The sequence below is a fragment of the Pseudonocardia sp. ZF1 genome, from assembly GCF_056835605.1.
Genome location: NZ_JAJNBY010000001.1, coordinates 4,005,713 through 4,020,845 on the forward strand (window position 1 = coordinate 4,005,713; position 15,133 = coordinate 4,020,845).

A 15,133-nucleotide genomic window follows, 5' to 3' on the forward strand; every position below is an offset into this window, starting at 1 on the left:
CCGGGCAGATTCCTGGCCCTCCGCCCCATGGCCGGTCAGGATCGGCGGCGTGGATCCGGATCTCGTGCGGCACGTGGCCGCCACCACCGGGCTCGCCGAGCCGGTGGCGGCCCGCGTGGTCGCCGACGTCGTCGCCTACTTCGGCGAGACCACCGAGGAGTTCGTCCGCCGCCGGCACCGCGAGCTGCAGGCCCGCGACCGGCGCAACGACGAGATCTGGCCGCGGATCGCGGCCGAGCTCGCCGCGCGGGTGGTCGGCCCTGGTGACGTCTCCCAGCGGCGGCTGCGCCGGATCGTCTACGGCTGAGCGGACGACGGGGGAACGTGCATGTGCGGGATCGTGGGTTATGTGGGGCCGCGGGAGGCGGCGGGCGTGCTGCTCGACGGGCTGTCCCGGCTGGAGTACCGGGGCTACGACTCGGCGGGCCTGGCCGTGGCGCACCGTCGGAAGGTGACGGTGCGGCGCACCGCCGGGCGGGTGGAGGACCTGCGCACGCTGCTGGGTGACGCCCCTCCACCGGGCCGGTCGGGCGTCGCACACACCCGGTGGGCCACCCACGGCGAGCCGAGCGAGGCCAACGCGCACCCGCACACCGACGCGTCCGGACGGGTCGCGATCGTGCACAACGGCATCGTCGAGAACGCCGAGGCGCTGCGTGCCGCGCTCACCGCCCGTGGGGTCGTGCTGCGCAGCGACACCGACTCCGAGGCGCTCGCGCACCTGGTCGCCGAGGCCCTCGCCGGCGGGGCCGCGACCCTCGCCGACGCGGTGCGCACGGCGCTCGCCGGCGTCGAGGGCACCTACGGCCTCGCGGTGCTCGACGCCCGCACCCCCGACGAGATCGTCGTCGCGCGCAACGGCAGCCCGATCGTGCTCGGGATCGGCGACGGCGAGATGGTCGTCGCCTCGGACCTGGCCGCGGTGGTGCGGCACACCCGGAAGGTCGTATTCCTCGACGACGGCGAGATCGTCACCGTGCGCGCCGACGGCATCGAGGGCTCGACCCGCATCAGCCCGACCACCGTCGACACCGGTTCCGAGGACTACGCGCTCGGCGGCCACCCGGACTTCCTGGCCAAGGAGATCGCCGAGCAGCCCGACGCCCTGCGCCGCGCGCTGGCCGGGCGGCTCGACACCCGGTTCGCCACCGCCCGCCTGGGCGGCCTGGGGATGGACCCGCGCGAGCTGCGCGGGGTCCGCCGGGTGCTGTTCCTGGGCTGTGGGTCGGCCTACTACGCCGGGGAGATCGGCGCCGGGCTGGTCGAGCAGCTGGCCCGGATCCCGGCGACGGCCGAACCGGCCGGCGAGTTCCGCCACCGCAACCCGGTCGTCGACCCGGACTGCCTCTACGTCGCGGTCAGCCAGTCCGGCGAGACCGCGGACACCCTCGCCGCGGTGCAGGAGCTGCGCCGCAAGGGCGGCCGGGTGATCGGCGCGGTGAACGTGATCGGCTCGGCGATCTCCCGCGAGTGTGGCGCGGGGGTGTTCCTGCATTCCGGGCCGGAGGTGTCGGTCGCCTCGACCAAGGCCGTCACCACGATGAGCGTGTCGTTCGCGATGCTCGCGGTGCTGCTGGGCCGGGTGCGCGACCTCTCGGTGGCCGACGGCAGGCGGCTCCTCGACGGCCTGGCGGCGCTGCCCCGCCACGTCGAGGCCGTGCTCGCCGAGGACGCCGCCCACGGCACGGTCGCCGCGGTCGCGCAGCGCTGGGCGCACGCGTCGTCGATGTTCTTCGTCGGGCGCACCCGGTGCAGCCCGGTCGCGCGGGAGGGCGCGCAGAAGCTCAAGGAGATCTCCTACTGCCACGCCGAGGCCTACCCCGCCTCGGAGCTCAAGCACGGCCCGCTGGCGCTGGTCACCCCGGACATGCCCAGCGTCGTCGTGGTGCCCGACGACGAGCTGCTCGCGAAGAACGTCGGCACGATCGAGCAGATCCGGGCCCGGGGCGGGCCGGTGATCGCGGTGACCGACGCCGAGCTGCCCGCCGGGCTCGCCGACGCCGTGCTGCGGGTGCCGCGCACCGAGCCGGAGCTGGCCCCGGTCCTGCTCGGGATCCCCCTGCAGCTGCTGGCCCGGCACGCCGCCGTCGCGCTCGGACGCGACGTGGACCGGCCGCGGAACCTCGCGAAGTCGGTGACGGTGGAGTGAGGGTCCTCGGGCTGCACGTGGCCGCGGGGCGGGGTGCGCCGATGCACGACGTCGAGCGGGTCGAGGTGGTCGCGGGCAGCGGTGTCGTCGGCGACCGGTACTTCGGCACCCGGCACCGGCACGTCTCGGTGCAGAGCCGCGACGAGCTCGACGCCGCGGCCGACGCGCTCGGCGCCCCGGTGCCCTCGGGCGGCACCCGGCGCACCGTCACCGTCGACCACGGCACCGTCCCGACGACGCCCGGCACCCTGCTGCGGCTCGGCGACGTCGAGCTGGAGGTGGTGCGGAAGGCCGCACCGTGCCGGGTGATGGAGACCGCCGTCGGGCCGGGGGCGCGCCGCGCGCTGCACGACCGCGGCGGCGCGGTCTGCCGGGTGCTGACCTCCGGCGCGATCGCCGTCGGCGACCCGGTGCACATGCCCGACGGGACGTGACCCGTCCGGTCACCGGCCGTCACCCGTCGGTGACACACCGATGTGGGCGGACCGTCACGGGAGCCCCGTCCGTGCGTTGGAGAGGGGGACGGACGTCGACGAGCGGGGAGCACCGGTGACGGAACCGATCAGGCGCCGGAGGACGGCGGCGACGATGGCGGGGCTGGTCGTCCTGGCCGGGGTCGCGAGCGCCGGGGTCGCCGCGGCCGACGCCGGCGCGACCGCCGCCTCGGACGTCGCCGAGGGCGAGAGCAGCCAGGTCGCGCGACAGACGCACGCCGAGTCACCGGTGCCCGGCACGCCGTGCTCGGTGTCGGCACGGGCGTGCGTGGACCTGGACTCGCAGCGGGCCTGGCTGATCACCGACGGCACCGTGTCCTACGGTCCGGTCCCGGTCGCGTCCGGCGGGGCGGGCCAGGAGACCCCGGTCGGACACTCGTTCCGGGTGTACCGCACGTCCGCCGACCACCGCAGCGGCGAGTTCGAGACACCCGACGGTGAGCCCGCCCCGATGCCGTGGTCGGTGTTCTTCGCCGACGGCGGGGTCGCGTTCCACGGCGGCGACCGGGACCGGGCGTCGGCGGGCTGCGTCAAGCTCGACCCGGAGCCGGCGGAGGAGTTCTTCGCCGGGCTCCGGGTCGGGGACAAGGTGCAGGTGCTCCGCGCCGCCACCGAGCGCGAGCACCGCGCCGCTCTCAGCTGACCGGCGCCTCCGCCACGGTCCGGCGGCGGACCAGCAGCGACAGCAGGACGGCCAGCACACCGACCCCGCCCGCGACGGCGAACGCGGCGTGCAGCCCGGCCGCGTCCGGGGAGGCCCCGGTGGCGGCGGAGCCCAGCGCGGCGACGGTGACGAACAGGGCCGTCCCCAACGCGCCCGCGACCTGCTGCAGCGTGGACAGGATCGCGCTGCCGTGGGAGTACAGCTCGTCGGGCAGCGAGCCCAGCGCCTCGGTCATCAGCGGCGTCATCATCAGCGCGAGGCCGCCCATCAGGACCAGGTGGAAGCCCACGACCACGCCGAGCGGGGTGCCGGGGCCGAGGGTGGAGAACAGCAGCAGACCGGTCGCCATCAGCACCGCACCGGGGATCACCAGCGGGCGGGCGCCGACGCGGTCGAACAGCGCGCCGACCGGGCGGCCGAGCAGGCCGAGCAGCAACCCGCCGGGCAGCACCACGAGCCCGGAGACCAGCGTGCTCGTCCCGAGCACGGTCTGCAGGTAGAGCGGCAGCAGCACCGCGGCGACGCCGATCAGCGACAGCAGCACCAGCGCGGTGAGCACCAGCGCCACGACGAACTGGCGGCGCCGGAACGGGCGCAGGTCCAGCAGCGCGCGGTCGGAGCGCATCAGCCGCAGCTGGCGCAGCACGAACACCGCCAGCGCGATCAGCCCGACGACGACCGGCGCCCACGGCGGGAGCCCCCCGCCGCCGTGGCCGCCCAGCGAGGACAGCCCGTAGACCAGGCCGCCGAACCCGACGGCGGACAGCAGCACCGAGACCACGTCGAGCGGGACCGGGCGGCCGCCGCCGTCGATGCGCAGCCACCGAGCGCCGGCCGCCGTGGCGAGCACGGCCAGCGGCAGGACCAGCCAGAACATCCAGCGCCAGCCCAGACCGGACAGGATCGCGCCGCCGATCGTCGGTCCGATCGCGGGCGCGACCGCGATGACGATCGTGATCGTGCCCATCGTCGCGCCGCGGCGCTCCGCGGGCACCAGACGCAGGATCGTGGTCATCAGCAGCGGGATCATCATCGCCGTGCCGCCGGCCTGCACGATGCGGCCGACGAGCAGCACCGCGAACCCGGGCGCGAAGCCGGCGATCGCGGTCCCCGCGGTGAACAGCCCGAGCGAGGTGAGGAAGACCTGCCGCGGGGTGAAGCGGTCGAGCAGGTAGCCGGTGGTGGGGATGACCACGGCCATCGTCAGCAGGAAGCCGCTGGTCAGCCACTGGGTGGTGGTGGCGGGGACACCGAGGTCGACGCTCAGGTCACGCAGCGCGACGCTCAGCACGGTCTCGTTGAGGATCATCACGAACGCGGCGCCGACGAGGACGGCGATCAGCGGTCCGGTCCGGTTCGCCGGTACCGGTTCGGTACGGGACGGGGTGGTGGTCACGCGGGATCTCCTGCCCGGGGAAGGGTCGTGGTGGCCGCGCGCAGGGCGCGGCCGAGTCGGTCGACGGGGTCGGCGCACCGGACGCCCGCGGCGAGCTCGACGGCGAGGTCCTCGCCGCTGATCCGCAGGGCGGCGGCGACGGCGGCGGCGTGCACCCGGACGTCCAGGTCGCCGGGTTCGCGGCCGGCGCGGGCCGCGATCACCTCGGCGAGCACCGGCTCGGCCCGCTCGTGCACCGCCAGCCACACCGCCCGCAGCCCGGGCTCGGTGCGCGACAGCGCGATGACGGCCATCGCGGCGTCGGCGTCGGCGGCGTCGACCGGGTCATCCGGCGGGCGGTACTCGGCGAGCAGGTGCTCGTCGAGGCCCACCCCCGCCGGCCAGCGCCGCAGCGTCGCGACGACGGCGTCGATGCTGCGGGCGAGGAGCGGCTCCACGCAGCTCTCCTTGGTGCGGAACCAGCGCCACAGCGTCCGGCCGGACAGCCCGACCTCCTCGGCGATCCGCTCGCCGCTGGTGGCGTGCACGCCGTGCTCCCGGAACAGCGCCACAGCCGCACGGGAGATCTCGAGGCGCTGCAACTCGCGCCGGCGGTCGCTCATCGGCGCCCGCCCGCGTCTGATGTCGTCGAGTGTCTTCATGTCACTGCCTGACAGTAATGAGACCGGCCGGGGCCGACCACGAGACGCTCGTCTCGCAGTGCCTTTCGGCAGGGTCTGCCAGACCTACGCGGTGCGCGTCGGACCCTGACCGGCCGCGCGTTCGCCGTCGACGCCGTGGGTCGCGGCGTCGACGGCCGCCGACAGCCGCTCGCGCAGCTGCGCGGCCGGTGGACGGCGCCCGTCGGCGGTGGCGGCGGCGATGTCCTCGGTCGCGACCCGCAGCGCCCCGTTGAGCGCGGCGGCCTGCACCCGCACGGCGACGTCGCCGGGATCACGGCCGAACCGGCCGGCGAGGATCCCGGCGAGGACCGGCTCGGCCCGCTCCTGCACGACCAGCCAGATCGCGCGCAGCGCGGGCTCGTCGCGGCTCATCCGGATCACGGCGAGCACGAGGTCGCCGTCGTCCGGGCCCGCGTCGGGGTGCTCGGCGTAGTCCGCGGCGAGATGCTCGGTCAGCCCGACGCCCGCGGGCCAGCGGGTCAGGCTCGCGGTGAACGCGTCGGTGGCCAGGCTCAGCACCGGCTCGACGCAGCTCTCCTTCGTGCGGAACCAGCGCCAGAACGTGCGCGCCGACAGCCCGACCGCCTCGGCGATCTGCTCCCCGCCGGTCGCGGCGACGCCGTTCTCGCGGAACAGCCGGATCGCGGCCCGGGAGATCTCCAGGCGCTGCCGGGTGCGGCGACGGTCGCTCATCGGCCGCCGTCCGCGCCGGACCGCCGTCCCCTCCGTCACACCGCACCCCCGAGTGCTCGCCGGGCGGTCAGCCTAGACGGCGGGCGTTGGCCCGCACCCGGGTGCGGATCGGCTCCAGCGCCCGCTCGAGGGTCTCCGGCCCCGGCTTCGAGGTGACCAGGACGACCGCGGCCCGGGAGAACCCGTCGACCTTCTCGGCCCACATCCGGTGGAACTCGCGGACCTCACGCGCCGGGGGCGGGAAGCCCGAGGTGAGCATCCGGGCGGTGCGACGCGCGATGACCAGCGGCGCGAACACCGCGATCTCGGCGAGCGAGAGGACGGCACGAGTGGTGGCGGGCACGGGACGGACGGTAGCCCCTGCCCCCGACACCCACGGGCCGCGCGCCGGTCACCGAGGGCTCGCCGCCGGTCACCGCCGGTTCGGGTGGCGACACCCCCTCCCGCGTTAACGATGGGGCGCGGGGCCACGACAGGTAACCGAACGCGACCCCGGGGAGGGCTCACACGCATGGCCGCCGAGACGTTCTGGGACGGGCTGGAACGGCGCATCGCCGCCGGCGAACCGCCGTACGGGGAGCACCCGGGCGTCGCGCCGGACGGGGTGACACCCGAGGCGCTGCGCCGCGTCCTGGACCTCGAGGCGCACCACCTGCGCCGCTCCGGCACCGCGCCGGTCGCCCAGCACCTGCTCGCCGGGGCCGTCCTGGCCGGGGAGGCCGCGCTGGCCGGGGCCGCCCGGGCCCGGCTCACCGCCCAGGGCGTCCCCGCGCTGACCACCCGCTGGCGCACCCGGCCGCCGTCGGCCGCGCTGAGCCGGGTCCTGGAGGGCCACGGGGACGCGGTCGTCGCGCTGCTCGCCGGACCGGACGGCCTGTTGCTGTCGCTCGACGCCTCCGGTGAGAGCGGTGCCTGGGACGCCGGGACCGGGCACGCGGTCCCGGACCCGCTCGCCGGGCCCGGCGGTCCGCGGCCCCCGGCCTCCGCGGTCCACGCCCGGACGGTCGCCCTGTCCCCCGACGGCGGCCTGGTCGCCCTCGCCGGTGACGACCCCGAGGTGCGGGTGCTGGCCACCGACGGCCCGGCCCGCGGCGCCGAGGTCACGACCCTGGCCGGGCGGCCCGGCCCGGTGACCGCGCTCGCGGTGACCGGGACCGCCCCGACCCGGGTGGTCGCGGGCGGCGCCGACGGCGCGGTGCGGGTGTGGGACGTGACCAGCGGCGCGGCCGTCTCGGTCGCCCGCGGGCACGCCGGCCCGGTGACTGCACTGACCGCGACCGGCCAGGGCACCGTCGTGTCCGGCGGGGTGGACGGCACGCTGCGGTCCTGGGACCCGGCCACCGGGGCCCCGCTGGGGCTGCTGGAGGGCGGGCCAGCCGTGGTCGCCGTGGTGGTGCCGACCGCGGGGCAGCTGCTCGCGGCCACCGCCGACGGTGCGCTGCACGTGTTCGCGCTGGTCGACGGGGTGCCACAGGACGCGGTGCGGCTCGACGTCCCCGGCGACGGCGTCGCGGTCACCGCGGCCGCGTGCGCCGGTGCGGGCCGGGTCGTCGTCGGGCGGGTGGACGGGACCGTGCAGCTCGTCCCGACCACCGGACCCGGCCCGGTCGCCGAGCTCGCCGGGCACGGCGCCGCGGTGCGGGCGGTCACCGCCGACGCCGCGGGCACCGTCGTCGCGACCGGGGACGACCACGGCCGCGTCCTGGTCTGGGACTCGGCACGGGCCCGGCCGGGTGCCGGCGGGCACACCGGGGTCTCCCCCGCGGTCGGTGCGGTCGCCGCGAGCACGGGCCTGGTCGTCTCGGCCGGTCGGCGCTCCGACGGGCTGCTCGCGCACGATCCGGCCACCGGCGCGCGTCGCTGGAGCGTCCCGGCCGGTGCGGGCCCGCTGTGGTTCGACCCGTCCGGGACGAGGATGTTCGCCGTCACCGGGACCGCGACCGTCGAGGAGCACTACGCGACGACCGGGGTGCGGGCCGGCGCGGTGTCGCTGCCCGGCCGTGTGCTGGCCGGGCGGGGCGCGCTGGTCGTGACCGGTGAGCCGGACGGCACGGTCGCCGTGCGCGACGCGCGCAGCGGGCGGGCCTTCCGCACCACCCGGCTGCCGTCGGCACCGCGGGTGGCCGCGCCGACCCCCGGCGGGGCGACGGTGCTGCTCGCCGCGGACGGCCTGCTGGCCTGCTGGCGGCCCGCCGCGGCGGAGGTGGTCACGGTGGCGCTGCCGGCCGGGCTGGTCACCGCCGTCGCCGTCGACGACGACGGCTGCCACGGCGTGGTCTGCGACGCCGACGGCCGGGTGCACGTCTGGCGGGCCGGGTCGGCCGCGGTGACGACGGTGCGCGCCGACGCGGCGCACCTGACCGCGGCCGCCGGTGCGGGCCGGTGCCGCGCGGTGACCGCGGGCTCGGACGGCACGGCGGTGCTGTGGGACCTGACCTCGGCGACGGCGCTCGGCCGGGTGCCGCTGGACGCGCCGCTGACCGCGGTCGCGGTGGGGGGCGGGACGGTGGTCGTCGGCGACGGGTGCGGCGAGGTGCACTGCCTCGACCTGCTCGCCGGGGCCGCCGCGGCCGTCCCGGACGGTGTCATCCCCGAGCAGGGCGGCGCGGCCGTGGTCCCGGCGCCACGCACCGGGACCACGGACCGCGAGGCGGCCGCTCAGCTCAGCGAGTAGCCCTCGAACTTCTCCCGCAGGGTCTTCTTGGAGAACTTGCCGACGCTCGTCTTGGGCACCTCGTCGATGAACTCGACGGCGTCGGGGAGCCACCACTTGGCGACCCGGTCGGTGAGGAAGGCGAGGAGCTCGTCGGCGGTGAGGATCTCGCCGTCCTTCACCACGACGCAGGCCATCGGGCGCTCCACCCAGCGCTCGTGCGGGATCGCGATGACCGCGGCCTCGGCGACCTTCGGGTGCGCCATGATCTCGTTCTCCAGCTCCACCGAGCTGATCCACTCACCACCGGACTTGACCAGGTCCTTGGTGCGGTCGACGAGCTTGACGTAGCCCGAGCCGTCGACGACGGCGACGTCGCCGGTGCGCAGCCAGCCGTCGGAGGTGAACTGCGTGCCGCCGCCCTCGCCGCGGTAGTACTCCGAGGCGATCCACGGGCCCGCCACCTGCACCTCACCGCTGGTGGTGCCGTCCCAGGGCTGCTCGGCACCGGTCTCGGGGTCGGCGATGCGCAGGTCGACGAGCGGGACCGGGGGGCCCTGCAGGGCGCGCACGGTGGCCTTGTCGTCGTCGGACAGGTCGTCGTGCTGGGAGCGCAGCACGCCCAGGGTCGCCACCGGCGAGGTCTCGGTCATCCCCCATCCCTGCAGGACCGGCAGGCCGATCGCGGTGCGGAAGCCCTCCGACATCGACTTCGGCACCGCCGAGCCGCCGCAGAGCAGGACCCGCAGCGACGAGCAGTCGTACTCGCCGAGCCTGGGCAGCAGGCCCATCCAGATCGTCGGGACGCCCGCGGCGACGGTGACCCGGTGGTCCTGGATCAGTGTCAGGACCGCGTCCGGGGTCATGCCGGGCCCGGGCAGCACCAGCGAGGTGCCGGCGAGCAGGCAGCCGTAGGGCAGGCCCCAGGCGTTGGCGTGGAACATCGGGACGACCGGCAGGACCACGTCGCGCTCGCAGAGCCCGACGCCGTCGGCGAACAGGGTCGCGAGCGAGTGCAGCAGCGTCGAGCGGTGCGAGTAGACGACGCCCTTGGGGTTGCCGGTGGTGCCGGAGGTGTAGCACATGGCGGCGGCGGTGTTCTCGTCCTCCACCACGAACCGGCCCGCGAACGGCTCGGCCGCGGCCAGGAGCTCCTCGTGGAGCCGGATGCGCGGGTCGTCGGGGATCTCGGTGGGCGCGCCGTCGTCGATGACGACGACGTGGCGCACCGCGGTCATCCGGTCCACGTGCGGCCAGAACAGGCCGAGCAGGGAGCGCTCGACGAACACGACCTCGTCCTCGGCGTGGTCGGCCACGTAGACGAGCTGGTCGGGGAACAGCCGCAGGTTGAGCGTGTGCAGGACCCGGCCGGTGCACGGCACCGCCAGGTACAGCTCCAGGTGCCGGTCGGTGTTCCAGCAGAACGTCCCGACCCGGCCGTCGGCGGAGACGCCGAGGGTGTCGAGCACGGTGGCCAGCCGGCGGGTGCGTACGGCCCACTCGGCGACCGTGGTGGTGCGGACCGTCCCCGCCGGGGTGGCGGTGACGATCTCCTTGTGTCCGAAGTACTGCTCGGCACGGTGGAAGACGTGCGGCAGCGTCAGGGGACGGTCCTGCATCAGACCGAGCATCGTTGCTCCTGGGGGCTTCCGGGGTGGGGTCGGCCCGACCCTACCGTAACTCGAGATATGGATTGGACTATCCGGTCACTGCATCCGGGGGTCGCGAACGCGGCGTCCGGAGTAATCGGACACCCGCTGTCAGCAGGGATGACGCATTGTCCTAACGTTCTTCCCGACGTCCGCGAACCGTCAGGTTCCGGACGCGAGTACGCAGGGTCAAGCAACCGGCCCGGCATCCCGGGGTCCACCCCGGGAACCGTTTCCGCAGACATCATCTGCCGGACGCGCCGGGCCAGGTCTCCGGTGCCGCTCGCCGCGGCACCCGCCGAACCGTCGCGTTCCGGCGCGGCGGAGGTCAGATGCTTTCCGGGCCCTCGGACGCGCAGATCCTGCGCGCCTGCTGCGACGATCCCGTGTTCCGTGCCACGCGCTCCCCGTACCTGGTCGTCGACGGGGAGCTCACGGTCGTGGGGGCGAACGCGGCCTTCTGTGCGGCGACCCTGCGCGCGTCCGGCGAGCTGGTCGGCAGACCGCTGACGGCCGCGCTGCCGGACGACCCGCACCGGCCCGGCGCCGACGGCGTCGCCAGGCTGACGGCGTCGCTGTCGCGGGTGCTGCGCCTCGGGCTGCGCGACCACCTGCCGGTGCAGCGTCACGACGTGCCCGCGGCGACGGGCACGCCCGGCTTCGTCGAACGGGTGTGGGTCACGGTGAACTCCCCGCTGACCGCCCCGGACGGGCGGGTCGTCGGGGTGCTGCACCACGTCGAGGACGTCACCGGGTTGATCAGCCCCGGCGCCGACGGCAGCGACCTCCCCGCCGCGGCACTGGCCCGTGCCCTGGACACCGAGAACAGCCACCTGCGGGCCCGCTTCGCCCGGCACGTCAGCATCGAGCAGGCGAAGGGGGCCCTCATGGCCCAGCGCGGCTGCTCCGCCGACGAGGCGTTCACCCTGCTGCGCCGGCTCTCGCACGAGACGAACCGGAAGCTGCACGTGGTCGCCGAGGCGCTGCTGGCGGACACGGTCGGGCAGCGGCCCTGAGTCGTCACCACCCGTTCGCCCGCAGACCGTGCCGGAGCGCGATCACTGGGGCACGATGGGTGGTCACGAGTCGATCGACGGAGGCGACATGGTGGAGCCGCACGCGGCCGTCCCGGGCCGGACCGCAGGCACGCTGACCGGCCGGTACCTGCTGGTGCTCAGCGATGACCTGGTGGCCGACCACGACACGGCACGCTCGGCGGTGGCGGAGCTGACCGGCCTGTCCGAGGTGACCAGCAGCCGCGACGACACCCCGGGGGCCCACCCGACGCTGTTCGCCCGGCTCGGCGTCGCCGTCGCCGAGCTGGACCCGGCCCGGCTGCGCACTGTGCGGGCCGACCGCCGGGTGCTGTCGGTGGAGCCCGAACGCGTGCTGCGCGCCCTGTCCGGGCCCGGGCTGAGCGCCGACTACCTGCGCGGGTTCGCCGACGCGGCGGGCTTCCTGGCCGAGCGCGCCGCCGCGTCGGAGACCGACGCGCCCGCCGCGGCCCGGTTCGCCGACAACGACCAGGTCACCTGGGGACTGCAGGCCACCGGCGCGGACGTCGCCGCCGAGACCGGCGCCGGGATCACCGTCGCCGTCCTCGACACCGGCCTCGACCTCGGCCACCCCGACTTCGCCGGGCGGCAGATCGAGTCGCGCTCGTTCGTCGACGGCCAGGAGGTCGCCGACGTGCAGGGGCACGGCACGCACTGCATCGGCACCTCCTGCGGGCCGCTCGCCCCCGGTTCGGGACGCCGCTACGGCATCGCCCACGAGGCGAGGATCCTGGTCGGCAAGGTGCTCGGTGACGACGGCTCCGGCACCGACGCCGGCATCCTCGAGGGCATCGAGTGGGCGATCTCCTCCGGCGCGCAGGTCGTCTCGATGTCGCTGGGCGCGGACCTCGACGAGGTCTCCGCCGCCTACGAGAACGCCGGGCGGCGCGCGCTGGACGCGGGCACCCTGATCGTCGCCGCGGCCGGCAACAACGCCGAGCGCTCGGCCGGGAACGTCGGTTTCGTCGGTGTCCCGGCGAACAGCCCGTCGATCATGGCGGTCGCCGCGGTGGACGCCGCGCTGGCCATCGCCGACTTCTCCGCGGCCAGCTCCGCGGTCGAGGGCGGGCAGGTCGACATCGCCGGCCCCGGTGTGGACGTCTACTCGTCGTGGCCGATGCCCCAGCGCACCAACACGATCTCGGGCACCTCGATGGCCACCCCGCACGTCTCCGGGATCGCGGCGCTGTGGTCGCAGCGCACCGGGGCCCGCGGGCGCGACCTGTGGACCCAGCTCACGCAGGCCGCCCAGCGGCTGGCGCTGCCCTCGGGCGACGTCGGCGCGGGACTCGTCCGGGCCCCGGGCCGATGAGCACGACCGGGAGGCTGCTGGTGTCGGTGGCCGACGGGCACGTCGCCGACGACGTCGCGCGGGCCTGCGCGGCCGCCGGGCTGCAGGTGGAGAAGGTGCTCACGGGGGTCGGGGTGGTCGTCGGGACGTGCGACGACCCGGACGCCCTGCGGGTGGTCACCGGGGTCGCCGCGGTCGAGCCGGACCGCGAGGTCCACCTCGACCGCGATCAGCCGGGGCCCGCGTAATCGGTCGACGCGCAGCCCGTATGTCCGATACGGTGGTGCCAGTCGATCGCGCCCGGTGACACGCCGGCCGCGACGAACCGCCCGGACCGTCCCCGGGAGGCGCCCACCCGGCGCCCCGGCCACGGCCGGTGCCACCGACCCCGTACCGGCACCGCGCGATCCCGCGCGGCGCGGCACTCCGCCGCGTACCGGACACCACCTCGACCGAAACGACCATTCCTGTGCAGGCCTCCGTCCACCCACCCGTCACCGACCCCACCGTCCGGGGCGCCGTCGACCGGCTCACCGCCGAGTTCGCCGGTCGTTTCTCCCCCGACCTCGTCGACCACGTCGTGCGCGGCTCCCGCCGCGACCTCGACGTCGTCTCCGCCGCAGCGCTCCCCGAGATGGTCGAGCGCCTGGCCCGTCAGCGGCTGATCGAACACCTCTGATCCGTCCGGCCCCGTCGCCGGGCAGGATGGTCGCCATGTCGCGTCCGCTGTCCGGTCTGCACGTCGTCGAGTGCGCGAGTTTCGTCGCCGGTCCCACCGGTGGCATGACGCTCGCGCAGCTCGGGGCCTCTGTCATCCGCATCGACCCGCTCGGGGGCGGCCCCGACCACGGTCGCTGGCCCGCCGCCGGGCACGGCACCGGCGACTCCTACTACTGGGCCTCGCTGAACAAGGGCAAGCGGTCGATCAGCATCGACCTGCGCTCCGACGAGGGCCGCGAGCTCGTCCTGGGCCTGGCGACGGCGCCGGGCCCGGACCGCGGTGTCCTCGTCGACAACGTCGTGGGCCGCCGCTGGATGGCCAACGACGCGCTCGTCGCGCGTCGCCCGGACCTGGTGCACGTGCGCGTGCAGGGCTACCCGGACGGCCGACCCGCCGTCGACTACACCGTCAACGCCGAGGTCGGGATCCCGCAGATCACCGGCAGCGAGGAGGGCGCGGCCCCGGTCAACCACGTACTGCCCGCGTGGGACCTGGTCACCGGCATGTCGGTCGCGACGGCCGTGCTCGCCGGGGTGTACCAGCGCTCCCGCACCGGCGCCGGGGTGTACTCCGAGATCGCGCTGTCCGACGTGGCGCTGGCCGGCGTCGCGAACCTGGGCTGGCTCTCCGAGGCCGACGAGCGCGGGCACGAGCGGCCACGGCACGGCAACCACGTCTACGGCAGCTTCGGCGTCGACTTCGCCTGCTCCGACGGGAACCGGGTGATGGTCGTCGCGCTGACCCCGGCGCAGTGGAACGCCCTGGTGTCGGTCACCGGGACCGGTGACGTGTTCGCCGCACTGGAGCCCGCCCTCGACGCCGACCTGACCTCGGAGACCGAGCGCTACCGGCTGCGCGAGACGATCGCGGCGGTGCTGCGGCCGTGGTTCGCCGCGCGCGACTCGGCGACCGTGGAGTCCGAGCTGAACCGGGCCCGCGTGCTGTGGGGCCGCTACCAGGGGATGACCCACGTCGTCGCCGAGCACCGCGCCGGAGGGCACCCGCTGCTCACCGATCTGGCGCTCCCCGGTGGCGCCACCGGTATCACCGCGCGCTCGCCGATCCGGTGGGACACCGACCACGGTGACCCCGGTGCCGCCCCCGAGCTGGGCCGGGAGACCGACGAGGTACTCGCCGACGTCCTCGGTCTCGACGAGCGCACCATCGGCGGGCTGCACGACCGCGGCGTCGTCGGGTAGAGAATCCCCGTGACCGACGCACAGCTGACCGAGGCGCGGTGGACCCACGTCGCGCTGCCCACCGGCGACCTCGACGCCGCCATCGACTTCTACACGACGATGACACCCCTCACCGTCGTCGAACGCTTCTCCGACGACGCCGGGCGGAGCGCCTGGCTGTCCAACGCCGGTCAGGTGGAGACGCCGATGGTGCTGGTCCTGGTGTCGTTCGACGCCGAGCAGGGTGGCGAGCTGGGGTTGCTGCGCCCCTTCGCCCACCTGGGGATCGAGGTGCCGACCCGCGACGACGTCGACGCCGCCGCCGACCGCGCCCGGGACGCGGGGTGCCTGCACTGGGAGCCGCGGCAGATGCCGGGGCCGGTGGGGTACATCTGCGCGCTGACCGATCCGGACGGGAACGTCGTGGAGTTCTCGTACGGGCAGAAGGTGTTCACCTCGGTGCGGGAGAAGTGGGGCTGAGGGCCCTGTCGGGCTCCGCGGTTCCGGGTCACGTCGGCCGGGTGGCGG

At 75.5% G+C, this 15,133-nt stretch carries 16 protein-coding genes; 11 read left to right on the top strand and 5 right to left on the bottom strand.

Translation table 11 applies throughout. From position 1 onward, the window contains the following. The first annotated feature begins 49 nt into the window (after positions 1–49). The 4 genes from ZF1_RS19275 (at position 50) to ZF1_RS19290 (ending at position 3,286) form a co-directional block, all read left to right on the top strand. Positions 50–307, top strand: a complete 258-nt coding sequence (locus tag ZF1_RS19275) for a hypothetical protein (protein ID WP_083658930.1) — start codon at positions 50–52, stop codon at positions 305–307. Positions 308–328: 21 nt separating this feature from the next. Beyond that, positions 329–2,149, top strand: coding sequence for a glutamine--fructose-6-phosphate transaminase (isomerizing) (gene glmS, locus ZF1_RS19280; RefSeq protein WP_482637979.1), 1,821 nt, complete (start codon positions 329–331; stop codon positions 2,147–2,149). 41 nt (positions 2,150–2,190) lie between these two features. Then, positions 2,191–2,583: an MOSC domain-containing protein gene (locus ZF1_RS19285; RefSeq protein ID WP_482637980.1), complete on the top strand. Its 393-nt coding sequence runs from the start codon at positions 2,191–2,193 to the stop codon at positions 2,581–2,583. 115 nt (positions 2,584–2,698) lie between these two features. Then, complete coding sequence (locus ZF1_RS19290; RefSeq protein ID WP_482637981.1) at positions 2,699–3,286, top strand: L,D-transpeptidase; 588 nt, start codon at positions 2,699–2,701, stop codon at positions 3,284–3,286. Here ZF1_RS19290 and ZF1_RS19295 read toward each other — a convergent pair. From ZF1_RS19295 to ZF1_RS19310, 4 genes are all read right to left on the bottom strand, one after another. Further along, the gene (locus ZF1_RS19295; RefSeq protein ID WP_482637982.1) at positions 3,279–4,703 is read right to left on the bottom strand and encodes a DHA2 family efflux MFS transporter permease subunit; all 1,425 of its coding nucleotides are present in this window, start codon (positions 4,701–4,703) and stop codon (positions 3,279–3,281) included. The two genes, ZF1_RS19290 and ZF1_RS19295, sit on opposite strands and share 8 nt — an antisense overlap. Beyond that, on the bottom strand, positions 4,700–5,344 hold the full coding sequence (locus tag ZF1_RS19300; RefSeq protein WP_357440660.1) for a TetR/AcrR family transcriptional regulator: 645 nt from the start codon (positions 5,342–5,344) through the stop codon (positions 4,700–4,702). Before ZF1_RS19300 ends, ZF1_RS19295 begins: the two co-directional genes overlap by 4 nt. Before the next feature lie 84 nt (positions 5,345–5,428). Then, complete coding sequence (locus ZF1_RS19305; RefSeq protein ID WP_482637983.1) at positions 5,429–6,058, bottom strand: TetR/AcrR family transcriptional regulator; 630 nt, start codon at positions 6,056–6,058, stop codon at positions 5,429–5,431. A gap of 67 nt (positions 6,059–6,125) precedes the next feature. Continuing rightward, positions 6,126–6,401, bottom strand: coding sequence for a hypothetical protein (locus ZF1_RS19310; RefSeq protein WP_346103426.1), 276 nt, complete (start codon positions 6,399–6,401; stop codon positions 6,126–6,128). A 168-nt stretch (positions 6,402–6,569) separates the two neighbouring features. Between ZF1_RS19310 and ZF1_RS19315 the strand changes: the two genes are divergently transcribed. Then, on the top strand, positions 6,570–8,732 hold the full coding sequence (locus ZF1_RS19315) for a WD40 repeat domain-containing protein (RefSeq protein ID WP_482637984.1): 2,163 nt from the start codon (positions 6,570–6,572) through the stop codon (positions 8,730–8,732). Here ZF1_RS19315 and ZF1_RS19320 read toward each other — a convergent pair. After that, positions 8,717–10,342, bottom strand: coding sequence for a long-chain fatty acid--CoA ligase (locus ZF1_RS19320; protein ID WP_482637985.1), 1,626 nt, complete (start codon positions 10,340–10,342; stop codon positions 8,717–8,719). The genes ZF1_RS19315 and ZF1_RS19320 overlap by 16 nt on opposite strands. Positions 10,343–10,692: 350 nt before the next feature. On the opposite strand from ZF1_RS19320, the gene ZF1_RS19325 reads away from it, so the two are divergent. The 6 genes from ZF1_RS19325 to ZF1_RS19350 all read left to right on the top strand — a co-directional run bounded on the left by ZF1_RS19325 (position 10,693) and on the right by ZF1_RS19350 (position 15,085). Next, positions 10,693–11,376 (top strand): ANTAR domain-containing protein, encoded by a 684-nt coding sequence (locus tag ZF1_RS19325; RefSeq protein ID WP_482637986.1) that lies wholly within the window; start codon positions 10,693–10,695, stop codon positions 11,374–11,376. Between the two features lie 88 nt (positions 11,377–11,464). Then, a complete protein-coding gene (locus ZF1_RS19330; RefSeq protein ID WP_482637987.1) occupies positions 11,465–12,727 on the top strand; it encodes a S8 family serine peptidase in 1,263 nt (420 codons plus the stop codon). Continuing rightward, a complete protein-coding gene (locus ZF1_RS19335; RefSeq protein ID WP_337825823.1) occupies positions 12,724–12,954 on the top strand; it encodes a hypothetical protein in 231 nt (76 codons plus the stop codon). Before ZF1_RS19330 ends, ZF1_RS19335 begins: the two co-directional genes overlap by 4 nt. Positions 12,955–13,175: 221 nt before the next feature. Beyond that, positions 13,176–13,385 carry a hypothetical protein gene (locus ZF1_RS19340; protein WP_062396439.1) on the top strand — a complete coding sequence of 70 codons (210 nt, stop codon included), beginning with the start codon at positions 13,176–13,178 and terminating at the stop codon, positions 13,383–13,385. Positions 13,386–13,420: 35 nt separating this feature from the next. Then, positions 13,421–14,626 (top strand): CoA transferase, encoded by a 1,206-nt coding sequence (locus ZF1_RS19345; protein WP_482637988.1) that lies wholly within the window; start codon positions 13,421–13,423, stop codon positions 14,624–14,626. 9 nt (positions 14,627–14,635) lie between these two features. Next, the gene (locus tag ZF1_RS19350) at positions 14,636–15,085 is read left to right on the top strand and encodes a VOC family protein (RefSeq protein ID WP_060711293.1); all 450 of its coding nucleotides are present in this window, start codon (positions 14,636–14,638) and stop codon (positions 15,083–15,085) included. Positions 15,086–15,133 lie beyond the last annotated feature (48 nt).

What these genes read in the sequence shown, in the direction of transcription:
- ZF1_RS19305 (WP_482637983.1), bottom strand. Translation starts at nt 6,058, where the DNA reads ATGAGCGACCGTCGCCGCACCCGGCAGCGCCTGGAGATCTCCCGGGCC.
- ZF1_RS19325 (WP_482637986.1), top strand. Translation starts at nt 10,693, where the DNA reads ATGCTTTCCGGGCCCTCGGACGCGCAGATCCTGCGCGCCTGCTGCGAC.
- ZF1_RS19330 (WP_482637987.1), top strand. Translation starts at nt 11,465, where the DNA reads ATGGTGGAGCCGCACGCGGCCGTCCCGGGCCGGACCGCAGGCACGCTG.
- ZF1_RS19320 (WP_482637985.1), bottom strand. Translation starts at nt 10,342, where the DNA reads ATGCTCGGTCTGATGCAGGACCGTCCCCTGACGCTGCCGCACGTCTTC.
- ZF1_RS19315 (WP_482637984.1), top strand. Translation starts at nt 6,570, where the DNA reads ATGGCCGCCGAGACGTTCTGGGACGGGCTGGAACGGCGCATCGCCGCC.
- ZF1_RS19300 (WP_357440660.1), bottom strand. Translation starts at nt 5,344, where the DNA reads ATGAAGACACTCGACGACATCAGACGCGGGCGGGCGCCGATGAGCGAC.
- ZF1_RS19335 (WP_337825823.1), top strand. Translation starts at nt 12,724, where the DNA reads ATGAGCACGACCGGGAGGCTGCTGGTGTCGGTGGCCGACGGGCACGTC.
- glmS (WP_482637979.1), top strand. Translation starts at nt 329, where the DNA reads ATGTGCGGGATCGTGGGTTATGTGGGGCCGCGGGAGGCGGCGGGCGTG.
- ZF1_RS19285 (WP_482637980.1), top strand. Translation starts at nt 2,191, where the DNA reads ATGCACGACGTCGAGCGGGTCGAGGTGGTCGCGGGCAGCGGTGTCGTC.
- ZF1_RS19345 (WP_482637988.1), top strand. Translation starts at nt 13,421, where the DNA reads ATGTCGCGTCCGCTGTCCGGTCTGCACGTCGTCGAGTGCGCGAGTTTC.